Raw genomic sequence first — 19,501 nt, 5'->3', positions numbered from 1 at the left:
TAGAGCGCGCTAGTTCTACCGTCGAGACGGAACCCACGTCAACTCCCGCGCCCTAGGGTGGGCGCGTGGACGCCAGGCCGACGATGACCGACGTGGCCGAGCGCGCCGGGGTCTCGCGCGCGCTGGTCTCGATCGTCTTCCGCGACGTCCCGGGCGCGAGCGAGCAGACCCGGGCGCGGGTGAAGGCGGCCGCGGCCGAGCTGGGCTACGCGCCGGACCGCCGCGCCCGGCTGCTGAGCCGGCGCCGGACGCGCGTGCTCGGCGTGACCTTCGCGCTCGGCCACGAGTTCCACGCCGACCTGCTCGCCGGGCTCTACCGCGCGGCCGCCGCGCACGACCACGAGCTCGCCCTGAGCGGGACCACGGGCGACCGGGACGAGGACGAGGCCGTCGCGGACCTGCTCGCGCTGCGCTGCGACGCGCTCCTGCTGCTCGGCAGCGCCCTGGGCGAGCCAGCGCTTGCCCGGCTGGCCGCCACGGTGCCCGTCGTGGCGGTGGCGCGCGGGACCCGCGCCGCCGGGGTCGACGTGGTCCGCACTGACGACGTCGCCGGCGCGGCGCTCGCCGCCCGGCACCTGCTCGACCTCGGCCACGCGCGGCTCGTGCACGTCGACGGCGGGGCCGCCGCGGGTGCGGACGAACGCCGCCGCGGCTTCGCGACGGCGGTCGACGGTGCCGGGCGCGGTCCGGCCGTGACGACCGGCGGCGGCCTGACCGAGGACGACGGGGCCGCGGCCGCGGGGCGTCTGCTCGCCGAGGGCCCGCTGCCGACCGGGCTGGTGGTGTTCAACGACCAGTCGGCCGTCGGGCTGATGGACGTGCTGCAGCAGGCCGGGCGCCGCTGGCCCGAGGACGTGAGCGTCGTGGGCTACGACGACAGCCCGGTGGCCCGGTCGCGCTGGGCGCGGCTGACCACCGTGCGCCAGGACGTCGACGCCCTGGCCCGCCTGGCCGTGCTCCGCGCCGTCGAACGCGTCGAGGACCCGGCGCCGCCGGCCCGCGAGGACCTGGTCGCGCCGAGCCTCGTCGTCCGCGGCAGCACCGGCCCGCCGGACCCGTCGCGCTGAACGGACGCCCTCAGCCTGCGCGCCCGCACCCGAGGGCGGTGGCGACCTCGGCGTACGTGGGCCCGGTGGCGGACCCGACGCGCTGCACCGACAGCGCGGCGGCCGCGTTCGCCCACCGTGCGGCAGCGGTCGGCTCCTCGCCCCGTGCGAGAGCCGCGGCGAAGGTCCCGAGGTGGCAGTCCCCGGCGCCGCTCGTGTCCCGCGCGGTGACCGGACCCAGGGGCACCGGGACGTGGCGGACCTCTGCCGGACGGTCCGCCTCCACCACCCAGCAGCCCGCGGCCCCGTCCCGCACGACGACCCCGGCCCGGGGGAGCGGCAGGGCACGGGACCAGTGCCGCGCCGAGCTGCCGGCGTCCGGGCACCCGGTGAGCGTGCGCGCCTCGGCCACGTTCAGCGAGACCCAGTCGGCCCGTCCGAGGACCGCCTTCAGCATCGCCGGGTCCAGCCCCGCCACGACCGGCCCGGGGTCGAAGAACGTCCGGTGGTGGGCCGGCAGCCCCGCGAACCACGGCACCACCAGCGGGCCGTGGGGGTAGGCCAGGTCGTAGCCGGACAGCCAGAGCGCGTCGTCCGGCTCGAGCGCGAGGCCGTCGAGGTGCGCCCGGGTGAGGCCGCCCTCGACCCCGGTGTGCGTCGCGTAGGTCCGCTCCGCGTCGGCGTCGACCAGGCCGACGCAGAAACCCGTGTCGCCCTCGGTCGAGACCGGCTGCCCGACGGTGATGCCCTCGGCGGCCAGGTCGGCGCGCGCCTGGTCGCCGAAGCGGCCCGTGCCGTGCCGGCCGAGGTAGGTGACGGCCAGGCCCTGGCGGCGGGCCGCGGCCAGGACGTTGAACCCCCCGCCCGTCGTGACCGACGCGTCGGACGCCAGCACGTCCCCGCCCGCCGCGGGCACGTGCGGCACGTAGAGGACGACGTCCACGAGGACCCCGCCGACGAGCACCAGCCGGGCAGCGCTCACGCGGCGTCCCGAAGCGCCAGCAGCCCGGCGACGAGGGGCGGGAGGTCGAGGTCGTTGCCGGCGGTCACGAGGCGGACCGCCTCCGCCGGGAAGGCGGCGGTGCCGTTCAGCGCGCCGCCCACGGCCCCGGCCATCGCGGCGACGGTGTCGCTGTCGCCGCCCAGGTTCGCGGCGGCCAGGCAGACGCGCCAGGGGTCCTCGGGGGCGAGCGCCACCAGCGCGAAGGTGGCCGGGACCGACTCCTGGGTCGCGATGCCCGTGCCGACGAGGTAGGAGACCGCGTCCAGCGCGGCCGCCTCGGAACGGGCCGCGCGGACGGTGTCCACGGCCCAGACGATCCGGGTGGCGACGTCGGCGCCGGCGACGTACGCGCCCCGCCGGGCGCCCTGCCGTGCGGCCAGGACGGCGGCGTCGAGGGCGTCGTCGAAGGTCCCGCCCTCCACCCCGGTGCTCACGGCGGCCGCGACGGCCGCCGCGCCGGCGATGGCCACGCCCGTGTTGTGGGTGACGGCGCAGACCTCGGTGACGCGGTCGACGAGCCGGGCCAGTGGGACCGTGGGGAGCATCAGGCCGACCGGGGTGATCCGCATGGCCGCACCGTTGGTGTCGCCCCAGCGGCCGGACTCGGACGGGTCCGCCCCGTCGGCCAGCGCGTTCAGGGCCCGCTTGGTCGAGGGGCCGAGGAGGTCGAGCGACCCGGTCGCCTGCATGCGGGCCTCCCAGTCGAGGAGGTCGCGCGCGAGCAGGCCGGGCGTGACGTGCCCGCCCCCGGCCAGCAGCGCGCGGGCCACGATCAGCGCCTGGTCGGTGTCGTCGGTGACGCGGCCGGCCGGCAGCCCACGGCTGATGTCGTTCGCGTCGGGCCCCGGCTCGAACCACCGCAGCCCGCCGTAGAGGTGGTCGACGGTCCCGCGCGGCAGGTACTGGGTCGGCATGCCGAGGGCGTCGCCGATGGCCAGCCCGAGCAGGGCCGCCTGCGCACGGTCGGCCCTGGCGGTCAGCCAGGTGCGGTCCGTGGCCGTGGCCTCAGGCGCTTCGGTGCTCATCATCGGTGCTCCTCGCGCTGTCGTGGTGCAGGTGGAAGTGCGACGGGTCGAGCCAGCTGGTGACGAACTCGACGACCTCGCCGGCCGTGTTCCGGCCGACGGAGAACAGCTGCAGCCAGGGCTCGCCGACCTTCTGCTCGAGGGCCTCGGCCTCGGCGGCGCCGAGCAGCGTGACCTTGGCCCACTCCTCGAAGCGGTCGACGACCAGCCCGCGCCGCTCCAGGCTCGTGGTCAGGCTGCCGTCCACGAGGCCCTCCTCGGTGAGGTCGGCGATCTCGGGGCCGTGGGGCAGCCGGCTCCACTCCAGCGAGACCGGCGTGCCGTCGACCACCCGGACACGGTCGACGGCGAGGAACGTCGGCGACGCCAGCTCGAGCCAGTCCGACAGCTCGGGCACGTCGGTGACCTCGAAGCGCAGGATGCGGGACGTGGCGGTGAGCCCGTGCGCGGCGAACTCGGCCGACCAGCTCTGGGTCGGGGCGATGTCGCGGCCGTCGTAGGTGACGAACGAGCCCGAGCCGGGCTGGGTGGCGATGTAGCCGCGGCGCTGCAGCTCGGCGAGGGCCTGGCGCACGGTGGCGCGGCTGACCTCGAAGCGGCTGGCGAGCGCGTGCTCCCCGGGCAGCCGCTCGCCGCGGGCCAGCTCGCCGGAGAGGATCTCGGCCACGATGCGCTCCCGCACCGCGTCCGGCTTGCTCAGCGGGACCGGGCTCGTCACGCGCGCGCCCCGACGGTCGGGGAGGCGGCCTCCTGCTCGCGGACGCGGGCCCGGGAGGCCAGGAGGGTCACGACGAAGCCGACCACCAGGGCGGTGAGCACGCCGACGTTCGCGTACGCCCACGCGCCGTCCCGCCCGCCGAGCCCCAGCGGGCCGAGCAGGTAGCCCTGCCAGGCCAGCCACCCGGCGCTGGCGTTGGTGACGAGCCCCCAGCCGACGAGGGTCGCGACCACGAGCGTGAGGACGGGCAGGGCCCGGACCCCGCCGTAGCGGCCGCGCGGCTCGAAGAGGTCCGCCTCCGCGTACGGGCGCCGCCGCAGGGCGACGTCGGCGAGCATGACCCCGCACCAGGCGGCGATCGGCACCCCGAGGGTGATCAGGAAGCCCATGAACTGGCCGATGAAGTCGCTCGCGAAGAAGACGACGTAGACCGTGCCGGCGACCATCAGCACGCCGTCGACGAGCGCGGCGGCGAAGCGGGGCAGGCGGACGCCGACGGCCAGCAGCGAGAGGCCGGAGGAGTAGATGTCCATGGCCGAGGCCCCGACCAGCCCGAGCACGGCGACGAGGGCGAAGGGGACGAGGAACCAGGTGGGCAGCAGGTCGGCCAGCGCCCCGACCGGGTCGGCGGCGACCGCGGTGCTCAGCGTCTCCGACGAGGCGGCCAGCAGCAGCCCGTAGACCAGCAGCACGACCGGGGCGACGGACGCGCCGAAGGTGGTCCAGCCGGCCACGCCCCGGCCCGACGCCGTGCGGGGGAGGTAGCGCGAGTAGTCGGCGGCCGCGTTCACCCAGCCGAGGCCGAAGCCGGTCATCACGAACACCAGGGCGCCGATCACCGACTGGGTCGAGCCGGCCGGCACGGCGGCCACCGCGGCCAGGTCCACGTGCGAGGTCGACAGCAGGATGAACGCCACCGTCAGGACGCCGGTGACGACCGTGATCACGGTCTGCAGCCGCATGATCACCCGGAACCCCATGACCCCGCCGATGATCACCAGCGCGGCGACGACCACGAGGGCGACGAGCTTCGTCGGTGTCCCGCTGGCCCAGCCGAGCCGCTCGAACACCGTCGCCGTGGCGAGGGTCGCGAGCACCGTGAGGACCGTCTCCCAGCCGACCGTGAGGATCCAGGAGACGGCGGCGGGCAGCCGGTTCCCGAGCACGCCGAAGGCCGCGCGGCTGAGCACCAGCGTCGGGGCGGACCCGCGCTTGCCGGCGACGGCGACGAAGCCGCAGAACAGGAACGACAGCACGATGCCGACCACGCCGACGACGGTGGCCTGCACGAACGACACCCCGAAGCCGAGGACGAACGAGCCGTAGCTGAGCCCGAGGACCGAGACGTTCGCGGCGAACCACGGCCAGAAGAGCTGGGCGGGCCGGCCGTGCCGCTCCGCCTCCGGGATGACGTTGAGGCCGTTCGCCTCGACGCCCGACGGCGCCCGGTCCGGCCGGTCCTCCTCGGGGGTGCGCAGCACCTCGTGCGTCGTGCCCGTCATCGCCACCTCGCCAGCGTCCGCGAAACCTGTATGGACCTGTTCGAACGATAGCCGCTGCCCAAGAACTTGTCGGCGAACTCTCAGGAGATGTGCAGCAACAGGTCGCGAACGTCGGCCGGCCGGGAGAGGAACGGGTGGTGTCCGGCTGGCAGCTCCACCACCCGGCCGGCCGCCTCGGCGTACGCCCGCTGCCGCTCGGCCGACGTCCCGCGGTCCTCGGTGCAGACCACGTACGTCGTCGCCACGTCGTGCCAGGCCGCCGCGGAGACCGGCTGGCCGGTCACCCGGACGCTCTGGCGGGCCAGGTGGTCCGTCGCCTGCGCCCGCACCTCGGCGTCGCAGTCCTGCAGGAACGTCTCCACCAGCCGGTCCGGCCGGACCCGGAACGTCCCGGCGACGGGGTCGACGTCGAGGAAGGGGGCCGGCTCCGGCGGGCCGAAGTCGGACAGGCTCTGCCCGACCTCGGGCAGGTAGCTCGACACGAGCACGAGGTGGCGCACGGCCCCTACCCCGGCCGCGGCCTCGGCGGTGACGATGCCGCCGTAGCTGTGCGCGACCACCACCGTCGGCTCGTCGCCGTCCTCCAGCACCGCACGTACGGCGGCCACGTCCTCGGCGAGCCCGGGGCCGTCGGTCCCGGCCGCCTCCCCGGTCTCGCCGCAGCTCGGCAGCGCCGGGGCGACGCTCGTCACCCCGCGCTCCTCGAGGAGCGCCGCCGTCCGGTGCCACCACCACGACCCGTCCCGCACGCACGCCCCGTGCACGAAGACCACCCTCATCGCCCGCTCCTCCTCGTCCGACTGCCCTGTGCCGAGCTCTCCTGAAGGACGGTAGACGTAGCGTCTGTTACGCGAAAAGATCACGGATGTGGGCCGACGACCGCAGCCGCAGATCCGCGAGCGCCTGCTCGAGGCCTGCACCGACCACGCCCTGGCGCACGGCCTGCCGGACCGGCTGGACCCCTTCGTCCGGGCGAGCGGCAGCTCGGCGCGGGTGCTCGTCTACCACTTCGGCACCCGCGACGGCCTGCTGCGGGCGGTCCTCGGGCGCGCCCGCGAACGCCAGGTCGCCCTGTTCACCGAGCTGCTCGCGCCGCGACCCGGGGAGCCGTACGCGACCACGCTGCTACGGGCCTGGACCTCGATGACCGGCCCGCCCGGGCTGCCGTACGTGCGGATGTTCAACCCGCTGCGCGAGAGCGCGGAGCAGCAGCTCTGGCCGGGCTTCCGGCGCGTCGCGACGACGGACTGGCTGGAGCCGCTGCGGGTCGGGCTGGCGACCGCCGGACGCCCGGAGCTCGCCACGCTCGTCCTGGCGGTGATCCGCGGGCTGCTGGTCGACCTCGACGCCACCGGCGACGCCGTGCGCACGGACCGGGCGTTCCGGGAGTTCCTCGCGGCGGTCGAGCTCGCCGGCCCGGCCGCGGGTGGTGGGGGCACCGGCGCTGGGGCCAGGGGACACAATGGCGCCCATGAGCACCCAGGAGCCGGAGACCCCCGAGCCGACCGCCGAGAACCCCGCTGAGGAGACGAAGCGCCGGTTCCGCGAGGCGCTCGACGCCAAGAAGGCCCGCCACGGCGAGGACCACCTCGACGGTGGCCAGACCCCGGGCCACGCCCACGGCCGGGTCGAGACCAAGCGCACGTTCCGTCGCAAGACCGGCTAGGCCCGTCCCCACGTACGGGCTCCGGTCACGGGCGGCGCGGGGTCGGGTCCCAGCCGTCGTCCACGACCGGGTGGAGCGCGGAGGCCGGGGTCCACTGCACGAAGACGGTCGTGTGGCGGACCAGCGCGACCTGGGCCTGCCAGCCCGACGGGTCGCGGCGCCAGGCCATCACCAGCCCCGGGCAGGTGTAGCCGCCGCTGCAGTCGACCCACACGTGGCGGTGGGCGGGTGCCGGCGTGGTCACGGCCGGGGCGCCGGGTCGCGCAGCTCGAGCAGCCGGGTCGCGTCGACCCAGCTCACGACGAGGGCGTCGTCGAAAGGGGTGGTGGCCACGAGGGCCTGCCAGGCCGACCCGCCGACGTTGTGCAGCGGGGCGTGCTGCCAGGCCACGACCACCCCGGCCACGGGCTGGCCGTGCTCGCCGGTGGCGCGGACCCAGACGTGCTGGGCAGAGGGTTCGACCGGGTGGTAGCCCACGGCACGATCGTAGGTCACGACGAACACCTGTTCGAATACCAGAACGGGTCTGGTCTACCGCGTCCAGCGGGTCGCGCCGGGCCGAACAAAGGACTAAACATGCCTGTGACGACGTTGTCAAAGGTGTCCTGATCAGGGCGAGAACCCCACGAAGCACACACCGTTCGACGACGAAAAGGTCTGCCATGTCCGCCCACCCGACCACCTCGAGCATCACCACCGCGCGTGCCGGCGCCAGCGTCGACACGTCTCAGCGGATCCGTCGCTACACGATCACGATGGCCTTCCGGACGGCGTGCTTCATCCTCGCGGTGACGGTCGCGCACGGGTGGCTGCAGTGGGTCATGTTCGCCGGCGCCGTGTTCCTGCCGTACATGGGCGTGCTGCTGGCCAACCAGGCCAACGAGACGGGCCTGCGCAAGCCGACCGCGAGCGCGCCCGAGGACGCCCGCCAGCTGACGACCGGCCCGGAGCCGGAGTACGTCGAGGGTGTCGTCATCGAGGACGAGGGCGAGCGCCTGGCCGGTACGCCCCGCGCCTGACCGTCGCCCCGCCGGGGCCGGCGACCCCGGCCCTGTGCTGTCCGTGCACGAGGCGGTGCCGCCCGTGCACGTGAGGAGCGCCGAGGGAGCACCGGTGGTACGAAGGACCTCCCTTCACCGAGGAGCCAGGCGCCCATGACCCAGGTCGAACCCCACGGCATCCACCATGTCACGGCGATCGCCCGTGACCCCCAGTCGAACGTCGACTTCTACACCCGCGTGCTCGGGCTGCGGCTGGTCAAGCAGACCGTCAACTTCGACGCCCCCGACAGCTACCACCTCTACTACGGCGACGAGCAGGGCAGCCCGTCCAGCCTGCTGACCTTCTTCCCCTGGCCCGGCGTGCCGAAGGGCCGCCAGGGAGCCGGGATGACCACGACCACCGCGTTCAGCGTTCCCGGCACGTCGCTCGGCTGGTGGCACGAGCGCCTCACCGGTCTGGACGTCGACACCGACGCCCTCACGAGCCGTGACGACGAGGACCTGCTGACGTTCCGGGACCCGAACGGGATGGTCGTCGACCTCGTGGCCTCCGACGGCGACCACCGCTCCGGCTGGGACGGCGTCGCCGACATCCCCGCCGACCACGCGGTCCGCGGCCTGCACGCCGTCACGCTCTCCGAGCGGCTGCTCGACCCCTCCGCGACCATGCTCACCGACCTGCTCGGCATGTCCGTGACGGGCGAGGGTGCCGACCGGGCCCGCTTCGGCATGGCCGGCGGCGGCGCCGGTGCCCTCGTGGACGTGGCCGGCGGCGTGCGCGAGCGGGGCCTGCAGGCCGGCGGCACCGTGCACCATGTCGCGTTCCGCGCACCGGACCTGGAGACCATGACCGTCTGGCAGCAGGAGCTGCTGGAGCGCGGCGTGGGGGTGACGCAGATCCTCGACCGGCAGTACTTCAGGTCGATCTACTTCCGCGAGCCCGGCGGCGTGCTGTTCGAGATCGCGACCGACGCGCCCGGCTTCGCCGTCGACGAGCCGCTGCTCGAGCTCGGTCGGCACCTCAAGCTGCCACCGTGGCTGGAGCCGGACCGCGAGCAGATCGCCCGCGCGCTCCCGCCGCTGCGGCTCGACCCCGCGGGACGACCGTCGGCGGCGTGAGCGACGACGCCGGTCTCGACCGGCCGCACGTCTTCCTGCCGGCCGAGCCGTCCGCCGCCGGGCCGCCTCTGCTGCTCCTGCACGGGACCGGCGGCGACGAGCGCGACCTGCTGCCGCTGCGCGGGCTGCTGAGCCCCGGCGCGGCGGTCCTCTCCGTCCGTGGCTCGGTGCTGGAGAACGGCATGCCGCGCTTCTTCCGGCGGCTGCGCGAGGGCGTCTTCGACGAGGACGACCTCCGGCGGCGGGCCGACGCGCTCGCGGCGTTCGTCGAGACGGCCGGGGCCGCGTACGGGGTCGACCCGGGCGCGCTCGTCGCCGTCGGCTTCTCCAACGGCGCGAACATCGCGTCGGCCCTGCTGCTGCGGCGGCCCGGGCTGCTCCGCGGCGCCGTGCTGCTCTCGGCGATGGTCCCGTTCGCCGAACCGCCCGCGGTCGACCTGGCCGGCACGTCTGTGGTCGTGTCGAACGGGCGGCGCGACCCGATGATCCCGGCCGCGCTCACCGCCACGCTGGTCGGCCAGCTCCGTGAGCGCGGCGCCGACGTGGTCGAGCTCCCGCACCCGGGCGGCCACCAGATCGATCCGGGCGTCCTCCCGCAGGTCCGGGAGCTCCTCGGCGCATAATCGCCGCATGATCTCCACGCTGCCCTTCGGCTCCACCGGCCACGCGAGCACGCGCGTCATCTTCGGCGCCGCCGCGCTGTCCGAGGTGACCCAGGACGAGGCCGACGCGACGCTCGAGGTCGTCCGCAGCCACGGCCTCAACCACGTCGACACGGCCGCCAGCTACGGCGAGGCGGAGCTGCGGCTGGCGCCCTTCCTCGCCGACCACCGCGACGAGGTCTTCCTCGCCACCAAGACGGGCGAGCGCGAGGCCGAGGCCGCGTGGGTCGAGATCAACAAGTCCCTCGAGCGCATGGGCGTCGACCAGGTCGACCTGATCCAGCTGCACAACCTCGTCGACGAGGCCGAGTGGCAGCAGGCGTACGCCCCCGGCGGCGTCCTCGAGGCCGTCGTCCGCGCCCGGGACGAGGGCCTGGTGCGCCACATCGGCGTCACCGGGCACGGCGTGACCGTCGCCCGGCAGCACCTCCGCTCGCTCGAGCGCTTCGACTTCAGCTCGGTGCTGCTGCCCTACAACTTCCCGATGTCGCGGAACACCGCCTACCTCGACGACTTCGAGGCCCTCGTCGCCGAGTGCGCCCAGCGCGGTGTCGCGGTGCAGACGATCAAGGCGATCACCAAGGCGCCCTGGTCCGAGGGCGCCGAGCAGCACGCCGCGACCTGGTACGAGCCGCTCAAGGACCCGGCGGCCATCGAGACCGCCGTCGCCTGGGTGCTGGGCCGTCCCGACGTCTTCCTGAACACCGTCGGCGACATCCACGTGCTGCCCACCGTCCTCGACGCCGCCGAGCACGTCTTCGCGAACGGCGCCCAGCGCCCGGACGAGGACGTCATGGCCGACCTCGAGCGTCAGTGGGGCATGGCGCCGCTGTTCGTGTGAGGACGCCCTCCCGGTCGGGCACGAGGCCCGACCGGGAGCGTCGTCGTCAGGCCTTCGGCGGCACGACGGGCAGCAGCAGGTACGGCTCGCGCCCGGGCTCCGACCACAGGGTCACGGTGCCGTCGAGCTCGGGACGGTCGCGGTCGCCCGGGTACTCGTGCCAGTAGGGCCCGCTGCCGGTCTGCGGCCGGCCGTAGTGGTACTTCGGGTCGGGCAGCCCGTGGTCGTAGTCGGTGCCCTCGACCGTGAGGCCCAGCACGTAGCCCTCCGGGATCACGATGCACGTCGGCCAGACCTCGACGTCGACCTCGTAGACCTCGCCCGGCGTCAGCGGCTCGTGCGTGTCGTAGGTGTGCCACGGGCGGTGGGGGAGGCTCCGCGCCGGATCCGTCTTCCGCAGCGTCGTGCGCAGCCACCCCTGCGTCAGCGGCGCCTTGGGCTCCATCGCCGAGGACCAGAGGACCTCCGTCCCGTCCGGACGGAACAGGCTGAGCGTCACGAAGAGGTCGGCCTCGCTGGTCGCGGAGCTCACGAACAGCTTCAGAGCCACCGGGCCGGTGATCTCGGTCGGCTCCGTGAACGGCGCGGTCCGCAGCTGCAGCCGGGTCTTGCGCGGCTCGTACGACGTCGACGCGGCGGCCCCCGGGACGCCGGTGCCCAGGGCCCGGCTCGCGAGGTCCAGGTGGTATGGCGTCCACACCGTCCGGGCCAGCGGCCACTCGTCCTCGTGGCGCACCTCGAAGTGGTCGGGGTGACGGACCTGGAGCTGCACCCGGGGGTGGGTGTCGAAGCCGTTGTCCTCGCCCTTCAGGAAGTGGTCGAAGAAGCGGCGCTGCAGGTCGCGGCCGTACGGCGTGTAGAACTCCGTCCAGTGCTCGTAGCCGTGGACCTCGAGCCACTTCTGCTCGGACGCGGCCCGGACGTAGCCCTCGGTGTTCCCGCGCAGGTGCAGCGCGACGCCGCCCCAGTTGCCCGAGGACAGCAGCGGCACGGTGATGTCCTCGAGCCGGGCCGTGCGGTCGGCGTAGAAGTCGTCGGCCAGCGGGTGCTCGAGGAACGTCGCGCCGGGGTCGATCCGGAGCCGCTCCCGCTCGTCGGCGGGCACCTCGACGTCACCGGTGACGCGACGGCCGTTGTTCGGGTTGACCAGGCCGTCGGGGTTGCCGTGCTGGAAGGGGATGACCTGCGCCTTCATCCAGTTCGGCATGAACTCCGAGATCATGCCGCCCGAGTGGGTGTACTCGCGGTAGTAGTCGGCCGCGCCCTCCCAGGGGGCGATGGCGGCGAGGTGCGGCGGGTTCAGGGCGGCGACCTGCCACTGGTTGGTGGCGAGGTAGGAGATGCCGCTCAGCCCGACCTTGCCGTTGCTCCACGGCTGCGCGCCGGCCCACTCGATCGCGTCGTAGAGGTCCTTGGTCTCCCGCGGGGAGAAGAAGTCGATCTCGCCGGGCGTGCCGCCGGTGCCGCGGCTGTCCACGCGGACGAGGACGTAGCCGTGGGGGACCCACTGCTCGGGGTCGGGGTACTCCCACGACTGGTAGGCGTTCGTCGAGCCCTCGAGCGCCTCGGGGTGGTCGCCGGCGAGCGCCTTCCACTGGTTGGCGTACGCCTCCTGGAACGCCACGCCCTTGGGGTAGGGGCACATCGCCAGCAGGACGGGGTGCGGTCCGTCGTCGTCGGGGCGGTAGACGTCGGCGGCCAGCAGGGTGCCGTCGTCGGCCGGGATCTGCACGTCCCAGTCGACGCGCATCCCGTCACGGACCTCGGACTTCGTCTCGGGCATGGGCCCTCCTTCTTCTCGTGGGGTCGGGCGGGGGTGAGGGGTGCGGGGCTGGACCGGGTTCAGCGGGCGCCGGCGCCGGGCAGGAACGTGCCGCCGCGCTCGCCGACCGGGCGCCCGTCGGTGGCGACGAGCCGACCGCGGAGGTAGGTGGAGACGACCCGGCCGGTGACCTCGCGGCCGTCGAACGGCGTCCAGCCGGCCTTCGACAGCACGTCGGCGTTCCGCAGCGTGCGGCGCGCGTGCGGGTCGACGAGCACGAGGTCGGCGTCCGCGCCCGGCGCGAGCCGGCCCTTGCGCGGCCACAGCCCGTACGTCCTGGCGGGCGCCTCGCTGTAGACCCGGACCACGTCCTCGTACGCGAGGTGCCCCCGCGCGGCCGCGTCGAGCAGCACGGCCATCGTGCTGTCCAGGCCCGGCAGCCCGAAGTGCACCGACCAGATGTCGCCGTCGGCCTTCTGCTCCAGCGTCGAGGGGGCGTGGTCGCTCGACATGTGCGTGAGCGTCCCCTGACGGAGCAGCCGCCACAGCTGGGCCTCGTCGTCGTCGGTGCGGGCGCGCGCCGGCGGGGTGAACTTGCGCAGCGCCCCGTGCGGGTGCACCTCCTCCTCGCGGAGCAGGAAGTACTGCGGGCAGCCCTCGGCCGCGAGCCGGGCACCGCGGGCGCGTTCCGCGGCGAGGTAGCCGGCCGCCTCGGCGTTGCTGACGTGGGCCACGGTGGCGCGGGCGCCGGTGCGGCGGACCAGCAGGGAGGCCACGGCCACGGCGACCAGCTCGGCGTCGAGGCTGCGCCACTCGGGCAGGATGCCGGCGTCCGTCCGCCCCTCGGCGCGCAGGACGGCCTCGGCGCTCTCGGTCAGCGACTCGTCCTCGCAGTGCAGCAGGCTGACCGCGTCGACGAGGGCGCTGGCCCGCAGGTGGGTCCGCAGCGCCGCGGCGCTGTGGCCCGGCACGCCGTGGGTCGTGCAGGTGAAGACCTTGAAGAAGGCGACGCCGGCCGCCCACAGGTCGGCCACCGCCGCGTCCTCGCCCGGCCACGCGTGCGCCGCCAGCCCGAAGTCCACGTACGAGCGGTCGCGCAGGTGGTCGACCTTGGCGTGCAGGTCCGCGACGGTCCGGACCGGCCGGCCGTGGGTGTGCTCCAGGATCGTCGTCACGCCGGAGGCCGCGGCCGCCGCGGTGCCGGAGGGGAAGTCCTCGCGGTCGGGCGCACCCGGGTCCATCAGGTGCACGTGGGTGTCGACCCCGCCGGGGAGCACGAGCAGCCCGGTCGCGTCGACGACCTCGTCCGCCTGCGGTCGGTCGGGTCCGACCGCGACGACCCGGCCGTCCCGGACGGCGACGTTGGTCCGCGAGCGCCCGCTCGGGCTGACGACGGTGCCGCCGACCACGAGGAGATCGACGTCGGGCATGGGGCCTCCTGGGGCTGGACGGTAGGGGTGGGCGTACGGACGGTCAGGAGTAGCGCAGGTCCGACGTGGTGCCGAACCAGTCCGGCCCCGGCGGCTGGGTGTTGACGACGACGCTCTGGGCCCGCGTGTACGCGTGGAAGGCGTCGAGCCCGTTCTCGGAGCCGAGACCGGAGTCCTTGAACCCGCCCCAGGGGGAGGACGGGTCGATCCGGTGGTGGTCGTTGACCCACACGATCCCGATGTCGAGCTGTTCGCTGACCCGCAGCGCCCGGGCCGTGTCGGCGGTCCAGACCGAGGCCGCGAGACCGAACTGCGCGTCGTTCGCGAGGCGGACGGCGTCCGCGTCGTCGGTGAACGACCGCACGAGCGTCACCGGGCCGAAGACCTCCTCGGTCCAGATGTCCATCTCCGACGTCACGCCGCCCAGGATGGTCGGCGGGTAGAACCAGCCGCGGCACAGGTCCGGCGCCGTGGGCACCGCGCCCCCGGCGAGGACGGTCGCGCCCTGCTCCACCGCGCGCTCGACGGCCTGCACGGTCTTGTCGCGCTGCGCCTCGGACACCAGCGGCCCGACCTGCGTACCGGCCTGCATCGGGTCGCCGAGCCGCAGCGCCTCCGTACGCGCGACGAGGGCGGCGACGAACCGGTCGTGCACCGCCTCGGCGACCAGCAGCCGGGACCCCTGGACGCAGGTCTGGCCCGTGGCGACGAAGGCGGCGAACAGCGCGCCGGCCACGGCGACGTCGAGGTCGACGTCGTCGAGGATGATCACCGGGGCCTTGCCGCCGAGCTCGGCGGTGACGGGGATCAGCGACCGGCCGGCGTGGGCCGCGATGGCCCGGCCGGTCTCGGTGCCGCCGGTGACGTCGATCTTGGCCAGGCCCGGGTGCTCGGACAGCGCCCGACCGGTCGTGCGGCCGAAGCCGTGCACGACGTTGACGACCCCGCCGGGGACGCCGGCCTCCTCGAGCAGCCCGACGAGCAGCCCGGGCACGACGGGGGCGAGCTCGCTCGGCTTGAGCACGATGGAGTTGCCCGCCGCCAGCGCCACGGACAGCTTCTTCATGGTGATCAGCAGCGGGTGGTTCCAGGGCGTGATCAGCCCGGCCACCCCGAGCGGGACGCGGCGCACGACGTTGAGGTGGCCGTGCCCGAAGTCGGGGACGGTGCCCTCGGCCGTCTGCGCGACGGCCCCGAAGTACTCGAGCCACTCCGGCAGCCGGCGCAGCTGCGCGCGCATCTCCCGCAGCGGCCGTCCGATCTGCCGGGTCTCGAGGGCGGCGAGGTCGTCGATGCGGTCCGCGAGCAGCGCGGCGGCCCGGTTGAGCACGCGGGCGCGGTCGCGGGGGGCCTGGCCGCGCCAGCGCTGGTCGTCGTACGCGCGGCGCGCGGCCGCGACGGCGTCGTCGACGTCGCCGGCCGTGGCCTCCGCGACCGTGGCCACGTGGGCGCCGCTGAAGGGGTCGACGACGGCGAAGGTCGCGCCGGTCGCGCCGGGACGGTCGGTGCCGTCGACGTGCAGGAGCACCTCGGGTTCGCTCACGCGGGGGACGCTCCTTCGTGCGGGGGCTGCAGCCGGAAGAGGGTGTCGGCGGTCACCGACCCGACCGTGGGGATGACGGGGGAGCCGGAGGGCACGCCGGCGAGCTGCTCGGCGTACGTCCCCCCGGCCATGTCGAACGGGTAGTCGGTGCCGAACATGACCCGGTCGGCCCCGACCTTCTCGATCAGCCAGCGGGTGGCGTCGAGGTCGTGCGTGAGGCTGTCGTAGTGGAAGCGCCGCAGGTAGGCGCTCGGCGGGTGCTGCGGCGTCGCGGCCTCGGGCCGTACGCGGTGTCCGTGGTCGAGCCGGCCGATCTGGTAGGGCAGGTGGCCCCCGCCGTGCACCAGGACCAGCGACAGTCCGGGCAGCTCGTCGAGCGTCCCGGACAGGATGAGCCGCGACGCGCTGACGGCCGTCTGCCACGGGTTGCCCTGCAGGTTGGTGAGGTAGAAGTCGGCGAGCTCGCCGGTGGCGGCGCCGACGTAGTAGGGGTGCAGGACGAGCGGGACGTCGAGCTCGGCGGCGGCGCGCAGGACGGGCCGGAAGGACGGGTCGTCCAGGGGGACGCCCTCGACGTGCGGGCCGATCTGCGCCCCGCGCAGCCCCAGCTCGGTGACCGCGCGGCGGAGCTCGACCGCGGCGGCGTCCGGGTCCTGCATCGGCAGGGTGGCGAGACCGGCGAACCGGTCCGGGTGCTCACCGACCATGGCCGCGACGGCGTCGTTGACCAGCCGGCTGGACGCCAGGGCCTCCGCCGCGTCCACCCAGTAGAGGAAGAGCGGAGGAGCGACCGACAGCACGGACACCGTCACCTGGTCGCGGTCCATCGCCTCGAGCCGGGCGCCCACGTCGTGGAAGCCGGGCAGCAGGGGGTAGCGGTAGCCCTGGCGGTGCACGACCCACGGCGTCGCACCGCTGCGGTCCAGCGTGATGCCGTCCGGGGCCCGGCCGTCCTCCATGGCCGCCACCAGCTGCGGCGGGATGACGTGGCTGTGGGTGTCGACGACCCGCGGCGGTGGTGTCGTCACAGCGCGGCGACCGTCTCGTCGAGCGTGGCCACCCAGCCGAAGGCCTGCCGGAGGACGGCGAGGGCCGGCTCATGCAGGGTCCGGTCCATCGTGTCGACGCAGTCCTCGACGACGACGGCGGCGTAGTCGCGGGTGTTGGCCGCGACCGTCGTGGCCAGCACGCAGGAGTTCGTGTTGACGCCGGTGATCAGCAGCGTCGAGACCCCGCGCGAGCGCAGCACGTGGTCGAGGTCGGTGGCGGCGAAGCAGTCGTAGCGCTTCTTGCCCGTGACGACCACGTCGCCCTGCTCCAGCAGGTCGGGCATCACCTCCAGCCCGGGGCTGCCGGGGAGCTGGTGGTTGAGCACGTTCGCCCGCGTCGCGTCGGTGCCGGCGACGGCCGCCCACCACGGGTTGGAGGCGATCTCGGAGACGTCGTGGTAGCCGGTGACGACGTGGACGACGGGGACGCCCCGCGCCCGCGCCGCCCGGACGAGCACGGCGTTGGCCGCCGTGACCCGGGCGGCGGCCTCGGCGGGCAGCGGCATGGTGGCCACGGCCGGGTCGAGGTGGCCGCGGTGCATGTCGATGGTGACGACCGCGGTGCGGGCGGGGTCGAGCGCGGGGAGAGTCATGCGTCCCTTCGGGGTGGGCGGTCCGGTCCCGGTCAGTGGTGGGTGGCGGCCGGCCTGGCCGTCGTGAACCTGCGGGTGTCGAGGAAGATCAGCGCGACCACGCCGACCAGCGGCACGAGGCTCAGCTGGACGAGGCTCGCTCCGCCCCAGCCGAGGTGGTTCTGCAGCAGGGCGAAGAGGTAGCCGGCCAGGGCCGAGGGCAGGTACCAGCTGGTGACGAAGGCGCCCGAGACCTGCCCGACCTTCTCGGGGCGGACGGCCCGCTGCATCGCCGAGTAGGTGTTGGTGAAGAGCAGGCCGCTGCCGGTGGCGCCGGTGAGGAAGGACAGCAGCGACTGCCAGCCCGGCGTGGTGGGGCCGTGGAACAGGACGTAGCCGACGACGCTGGCCGCGATCAACGAGCCCATCAGGATCCAGCGCTGGTCGAAGCGGTCGCCGAGCAGGCCGGCCGGGATGCCCATCAGGGCGCCGAGCCCGAACATGCCGGCGGCCTTGCCCGCCTCCACGACGGTGAAGCCCAGCTCGGTCTGCAGGTAGGTGGGGTAGAGGCCGAGGTAGCCGTAGAGGGAGACGCCGGCGATGGCCGCGACGACCATCAGCACGACGACGTTGCGGTTGTAGACCTTCTCGGGGACGTTCGCGGCCACCTCGGGACGCACGTCGCCCAGCGGCTCCACCTGCTCGGTGAACCGCTTGCTGACCACCACGAGGATGATCGCGGCGATCACGAAGCCCGCGATCGCGTACACGTAGAACGGCGTGCGCCAGCCGCTGCCGGCCGCGAACTGGGCCCCCAGCCGCGGGCCGAGGAAGGCGCCCACGCCGTAGCAGAAGTTCAGGCTGCCGATCGCGAGCGCGCGCCGCTTGAAGAAGTACGCGCCGACGGCCGCGAAGAGGGCCGCGTTCTGGATCGCCTCGCCGACGCCCGAGAGCGCGCGGTAGGCGAACATGTCGGCGAACCCGACCGAGACCGCCGTCAGCGCGGTGAAGCCGGAGTAGATGACGATCCCGCCCACGATCACCGCCCGCCGCGAGAACCGGTTGAGCAGGTAGGCGCCGGGGACGCCGGCCAGCCCGATGCCCAGCGTGAAGATCGTCGAGAGCAGGCCGCCCTCGCCGAGCGAGAAGCCGTACTCGGTCCGGATGGCCGGCAGCAGGACGGGGAAGACCTGCCGGTCGGCGGCATTGGTGATGTAGGAGAGCCCGAGCACGACGAACGTGAACAGGGCGATGCCGATCGGGAGCCGCGCCAGGGTCGGCGCGTCCTTCTCGGTGGACGAGGGGGCTGAGCTGCTCACGTGGACCTCCGTTGTTGCGTCCTGGATGTTATAGAATGCATCATGCGATATGTCAACGACGCGTGCTGCAGCGTAGGCAGAGCACGATGACGACGACGTAACGGCCGTGGGTCGTCTGCGCACCGCCGCGCAGGACCCGCCCGCGTCCCCCCGATGTCCAGGAAGGCCCGGCCATGAGCCAGCAGCTGCCCGACCCGCGCCGCGTCGCCGTCGCCTCGCTCGGCGGGACCATCACGATGACCTCGGACCGCTCCGACGGCAGAGGTGTGGTCCCGTCCCTGAGCGCGGCCGACCTGCTCAGCTCGGTGCCCGGGATCGCCCACGTGGAGGTCGAGTCCACGACCCTGGCCACCGTTCCCGGCGCCTCCCTCGAGCTGACCGACCTCCTGGGGGTGCTGCGGTGGGCCCGCGACGCCGTCGACGCCGGCGCCGACGGGGTCGTCGTCGTGCAGGGCACCGACACCATCGAGGAGAGCGCCTACCTGCTCGACCTCTACTGGGACCGGTCGGCCCCGCTCGTCGTCACGGGAGCCATGCGGGCGGCCCAGGCGCCCGGCGCCGACGGACCCGCGAACCTGTCCGCGTCGGTGGTGACGGCGGCGAGCGCCGGCGCCCGGGACCGCGGGGTGCTGGTGGTCCTGGCCGACCAGGTCCACGCGGCCGCCCGGGTGCGCAAGACCCGGTCGAGCGGTCCCGACGTGTTCCGCTCCCCGTCCTTCGGTCCGCTGGGCTACGTCGACGAGGGAGGGGTGACCTTCGGTGGACCGCCGTCCCGGCCGGCTCCGCTGACGGGCGACCTGCCGACGGGCCCGCTGCTCGTGCCGCTGCTCGAGACGTTCCTGGGTGACGACGGTCGCCTGCTCCGGGTCGTCGACGACGCCGGCTGCGACGGTGTGGTGCTGGCGGGGTTCGGCGTCGGGCACCTGTCGCGCGGCCTGGCGGACGTGGTGGAGGAGGTCGCCACCCGGCGGCCCGTCGTCGTCGCCACGCGCACCGGTGCGGGCACGACGTACACGTCGACGTACGGCTTCCCCGGCTCCGAGTCCGACCTGATCGGCCGCGGCGCGGTCCTGGCCGGGTGGCTCGACCCGCGCAAGGCCCGCATCCTGCTCGGCTGCCTGCTCGGCGCGGGGAGCGACCGGTCGACCGTCGCCGACGAGTTCCGTCGGCGCGGGGCGCGCGGGGCCGGTGCATGATCACGCGTGGTTAGTCTGTGGGACCAGGGCTGACGGTGCAGGAGGCG

General features: G+C 74.4%; 21 protein-coding genes. 8 read left to right on the top strand and 13 right to left on the bottom strand.

What is annotated here, in order from left to right; genetic code table 11:
* Window positions 1-65: 65 nt before the first annotated feature.
* Window positions 66-1,067, top strand: coding sequence for a substrate-binding domain-containing protein (locus ABD665_RS04525; protein ID WP_204912033.1), 1,002 nt, complete (start codon window positions 66-68; stop codon window positions 1,065-1,067).
* 10 nt (window positions 1,068-1,077) lie between these two features.
* Here the strand turns inward: ABD665_RS04525 and ABD665_RS04520 are convergent, their stop codons facing one another.
* The 5 genes from ABD665_RS04520 to ABD665_RS04500 all read right to left on the bottom strand — a co-directional run bounded on the left by ABD665_RS04520 (window position 1,078) and on the right by ABD665_RS04500 (window position 6,073).
* A complete protein-coding gene (locus tag ABD665_RS04520) occupies window positions 1,078-2,028 on the bottom strand; it encodes a PfkB family carbohydrate kinase (RefSeq protein ID WP_204912034.1) in 951 nt (316 codons plus the stop codon).
* Window positions 2,025-3,074 (bottom strand): ADP-ribosylglycohydrolase family protein, encoded by a 1,050-nt coding sequence (locus ABD665_RS04515; protein ID WP_204912035.1) that lies wholly within the window; start codon window positions 3,072-3,074, stop codon window positions 2,025-2,027. Before ABD665_RS04515 ends, ABD665_RS04520 begins: the two co-directional genes overlap by 4 nt.
* A complete protein-coding gene (locus tag ABD665_RS04510) occupies window positions 3,055-3,792 on the bottom strand; it encodes a GntR family transcriptional regulator (protein WP_204912036.1) in 738 nt (245 codons plus the stop codon). The genes ABD665_RS04515 and ABD665_RS04510 overlap by 20 nt, the downstream gene beginning before the upstream one ends.
* Window positions 3,789-5,294, bottom strand: coding sequence for a cytosine permease (locus ABD665_RS04505; protein WP_204912037.1), 1,506 nt, complete (start codon window positions 5,292-5,294; stop codon window positions 3,789-3,791). The genes ABD665_RS04510 and ABD665_RS04505 overlap by 4 nt, the downstream gene beginning before the upstream one ends.
* A gap of 80 nt (window positions 5,295-5,374) precedes the next feature.
* The gene (locus ABD665_RS04500; RefSeq protein WP_204912038.1) at window positions 5,375-6,073 is read right to left on the bottom strand and encodes an alpha/beta fold hydrolase; all 699 of its coding nucleotides are present in this window, start codon (window positions 6,071-6,073) and stop codon (window positions 5,375-5,377) included.
* 88 nt (window positions 6,074-6,161) lie between these two features.
* Here ABD665_RS04500 and ABD665_RS04495 point away from each other — a divergent pair, with 88 nt between their 5' ends.
* On the top strand, window positions 6,162-6,818 hold the full coding sequence (locus tag ABD665_RS04495; RefSeq protein WP_204912039.1) for a TetR/AcrR family transcriptional regulator: 657 nt from the start codon (window positions 6,162-6,164) through the stop codon (window positions 6,816-6,818).
* Window positions 6,766-6,960, top strand: coding sequence for a DUF5302 family protein (locus tag ABD665_RS04490; RefSeq protein WP_204912040.1), 195 nt, complete (start codon window positions 6,766-6,768; stop codon window positions 6,958-6,960). Before ABD665_RS04495 ends, ABD665_RS04490 begins: the two co-directional genes overlap by 53 nt.
* A 25-nt stretch (window positions 6,961-6,985) precedes the next feature.
* Here the strand turns inward: ABD665_RS04490 and ABD665_RS04485 are convergent, their stop codons facing one another.
* Together ABD665_RS04485 and ABD665_RS04480 are read right to left on the bottom strand one after the other, a co-directional pair.
* Window positions 6,986-7,204, bottom strand: a complete 219-nt coding sequence (locus ABD665_RS04485; protein ID WP_204912041.1) for a hypothetical protein — start codon at window positions 7,202-7,204, stop codon at window positions 6,986-6,988.
* Window positions 7,201-7,455 carry a hypothetical protein gene (locus ABD665_RS04480; RefSeq protein WP_204912042.1) on the bottom strand — a complete coding sequence of 85 codons (255 nt, stop codon included), beginning with the start codon at window positions 7,453-7,455 and terminating at the stop codon, window positions 7,201-7,203. The genes ABD665_RS04485 and ABD665_RS04480 overlap by 4 nt, the downstream gene beginning before the upstream one ends.
* Window positions 7,456-7,622: 167 nt before the next feature.
* Here ABD665_RS04480 and ABD665_RS04475 point away from each other — a divergent pair, with 167 nt between their 5' ends.
* The 4 genes from ABD665_RS04475 (at window position 7,623) to ABD665_RS04460 (ending at window position 10,583) form a co-directional block, all read left to right on the top strand.
* Window positions 7,623-7,979 (top strand): DUF3099 domain-containing protein, encoded by a 357-nt coding sequence (locus ABD665_RS04475; RefSeq protein ID WP_204912043.1) that lies wholly within the window; start codon window positions 7,623-7,625, stop codon window positions 7,977-7,979.
* A 135-nt stretch (window positions 7,980-8,114) separates the two neighbouring features.
* On the top strand, window positions 8,115-9,080 hold the full coding sequence (locus ABD665_RS04470) for a VOC family protein (RefSeq protein WP_204912044.1): 966 nt from the start codon (window positions 8,115-8,117) through the stop codon (window positions 9,078-9,080).
* Window positions 9,077-9,703: an alpha/beta hydrolase gene (locus ABD665_RS04465; protein ID WP_204912045.1), complete on the top strand. Its 627-nt coding sequence runs from the start codon at window positions 9,077-9,079 to the stop codon at window positions 9,701-9,703. The genes ABD665_RS04470 and ABD665_RS04465 overlap by 4 nt, the downstream gene beginning before the upstream one ends.
* Window positions 9,704-9,710: 7 nt before the next feature.
* The gene (locus tag ABD665_RS04460; RefSeq protein WP_204912046.1) at window positions 9,711-10,583 is read left to right on the top strand and encodes an aldo/keto reductase; all 873 of its coding nucleotides are present in this window, start codon (window positions 9,711-9,713) and stop codon (window positions 10,581-10,583) included.
* A gap of 46 nt (window positions 10,584-10,629) precedes the next feature.
* On the opposite strand, the gene ABD665_RS04455 is transcribed toward ABD665_RS04460, so the two are convergent.
* From ABD665_RS04455 to ABD665_RS04430, 6 genes are read right to left on the bottom strand one after another with little or no spacing between them, the layout of a single operon-like run.
* The gene (locus tag ABD665_RS04455; RefSeq protein ID WP_204912047.1) at window positions 10,630-12,366 is read right to left on the bottom strand and encodes a CocE/NonD family hydrolase; all 1,737 of its coding nucleotides are present in this window, start codon (window positions 12,364-12,366) and stop codon (window positions 10,630-10,632) included.
* A 59-nt stretch (window positions 12,367-12,425) separates the two neighbouring features.
* Window positions 12,426-13,775 (bottom strand): amidohydrolase family protein, encoded by a 1,350-nt coding sequence (locus ABD665_RS04450; RefSeq protein WP_204912048.1) that lies wholly within the window; start codon window positions 13,773-13,775, stop codon window positions 12,426-12,428.
* 43 nt (window positions 13,776-13,818) lie between these two features.
* Window positions 13,819-15,318, bottom strand: a complete 1,500-nt coding sequence (locus ABD665_RS04445) for an aldehyde dehydrogenase family protein (protein WP_204912049.1) — start codon at window positions 15,316-15,318, stop codon at window positions 13,819-13,821.
* A complete protein-coding gene (locus ABD665_RS04440; RefSeq protein ID WP_204912050.1) occupies window positions 15,315-16,346 on the bottom strand; it encodes an amidohydrolase family protein in 1,032 nt (343 codons plus the stop codon). The genes ABD665_RS04445 and ABD665_RS04440 overlap by 4 nt, the downstream gene beginning before the upstream one ends.
* Entirely contained in the window at window positions 16,343-16,960 is a 618-nt protein-coding gene (locus ABD665_RS04435) for an isochorismatase family protein (RefSeq protein ID WP_204912051.1), read from the bottom strand. Before ABD665_RS04435 ends, ABD665_RS04440 begins: the two co-directional genes overlap by 4 nt.
* A gap of 32 nt (window positions 16,961-16,992) precedes the next feature.
* Complete coding sequence (locus ABD665_RS04430) at window positions 16,993-18,258, bottom strand: MFS transporter (protein WP_204912052.1); 1,266 nt, start codon at window positions 18,256-18,258, stop codon at window positions 16,993-16,995.
* 173 nt (window positions 18,259-18,431) lie between these two features.
* On the opposite strand from ABD665_RS04430, the gene ABD665_RS04425 reads away from it, so the two are divergent.
* On the top strand, window positions 18,432-19,454 hold the full coding sequence (locus tag ABD665_RS04425; RefSeq protein WP_204912053.1) for an asparaginase domain-containing protein: 1,023 nt from the start codon (window positions 18,432-18,434) through the stop codon (window positions 19,452-19,454).
* Window positions 19,455-19,501 lie beyond the last annotated feature (47 nt).

The organism is Microlunatus spumicola, assembly GCF_039536445.1.
GTDB lineage: Bacteria > Actinomycetota > Actinomycetes > Propionibacteriales > Propionibacteriaceae > Microlunatus > Microlunatus spumicola.
The sequence above is the reverse complement of the archived record's forward strand: the minus strand, read 5'-3'. Positions and strand labels throughout refer to the sequence as shown.

Bases quoted from the DNA above. Each gene is read 5' to 3' on its own strand.
- ABD665_RS04450 (WP_204912048.1), bottom strand. From the start codon at position 13,775: ATGCCCGACGTCGATCTCCTCGTGGTCGGCGGCACCGTCGTCAGCCCG.
- ABD665_RS04425 (WP_204912053.1), top strand. From the start codon at position 18,432: ATGAGCCAGCAGCTGCCCGACCCGCGCCGCGTCGCCGTCGCCTCGCTC.
- ABD665_RS04515 (WP_204912035.1), bottom strand. From the start codon at position 3,074: ATGAGCACCGAAGCGCCTGAGGCCACGGCCACGGACCGCACCTGGCTG.
- ABD665_RS04500 (WP_204912038.1), bottom strand. From the start codon at position 6,073: ATGAGGGTGGTCTTCGTGCACGGGGCGTGCGTGCGGGACGGGTCGTGG.
- ABD665_RS04475 (WP_204912043.1), top strand. From the start codon at position 7,623: ATGTCCGCCCACCCGACCACCTCGAGCATCACCACCGCGCGTGCCGGC.
- ABD665_RS04435 (WP_204912051.1), bottom strand. From the start codon at position 16,960: ATGACTCTCCCCGCGCTCGACCCCGCCCGCACCGCGGTCGTCACCATC.
- ABD665_RS04455 (WP_204912047.1), bottom strand. From the start codon at position 12,366: ATGCCCGAGACGAAGTCCGAGGTCCGTGACGGGATGCGCGTCGACTGG.
- ABD665_RS04505 (WP_204912037.1), bottom strand. From the start codon at position 5,294: ATGACGGGCACGACGCACGAGGTGCTGCGCACCCCCGAGGAGGACCGG.
- ABD665_RS04470 (WP_204912044.1), top strand. From the start codon at position 8,115: ATGACCCAGGTCGAACCCCACGGCATCCACCATGTCACGGCGATCGCC.
- ABD665_RS04460 (WP_204912046.1), top strand. From the start codon at position 9,711: ATGATCTCCACGCTGCCCTTCGGCTCCACCGGCCACGCGAGCACGCGC.
- ABD665_RS04490 (WP_204912040.1), top strand. From the start codon at position 6,766: ATGAGCACCCAGGAGCCGGAGACCCCCGAGCCGACCGCCGAGAACCCC.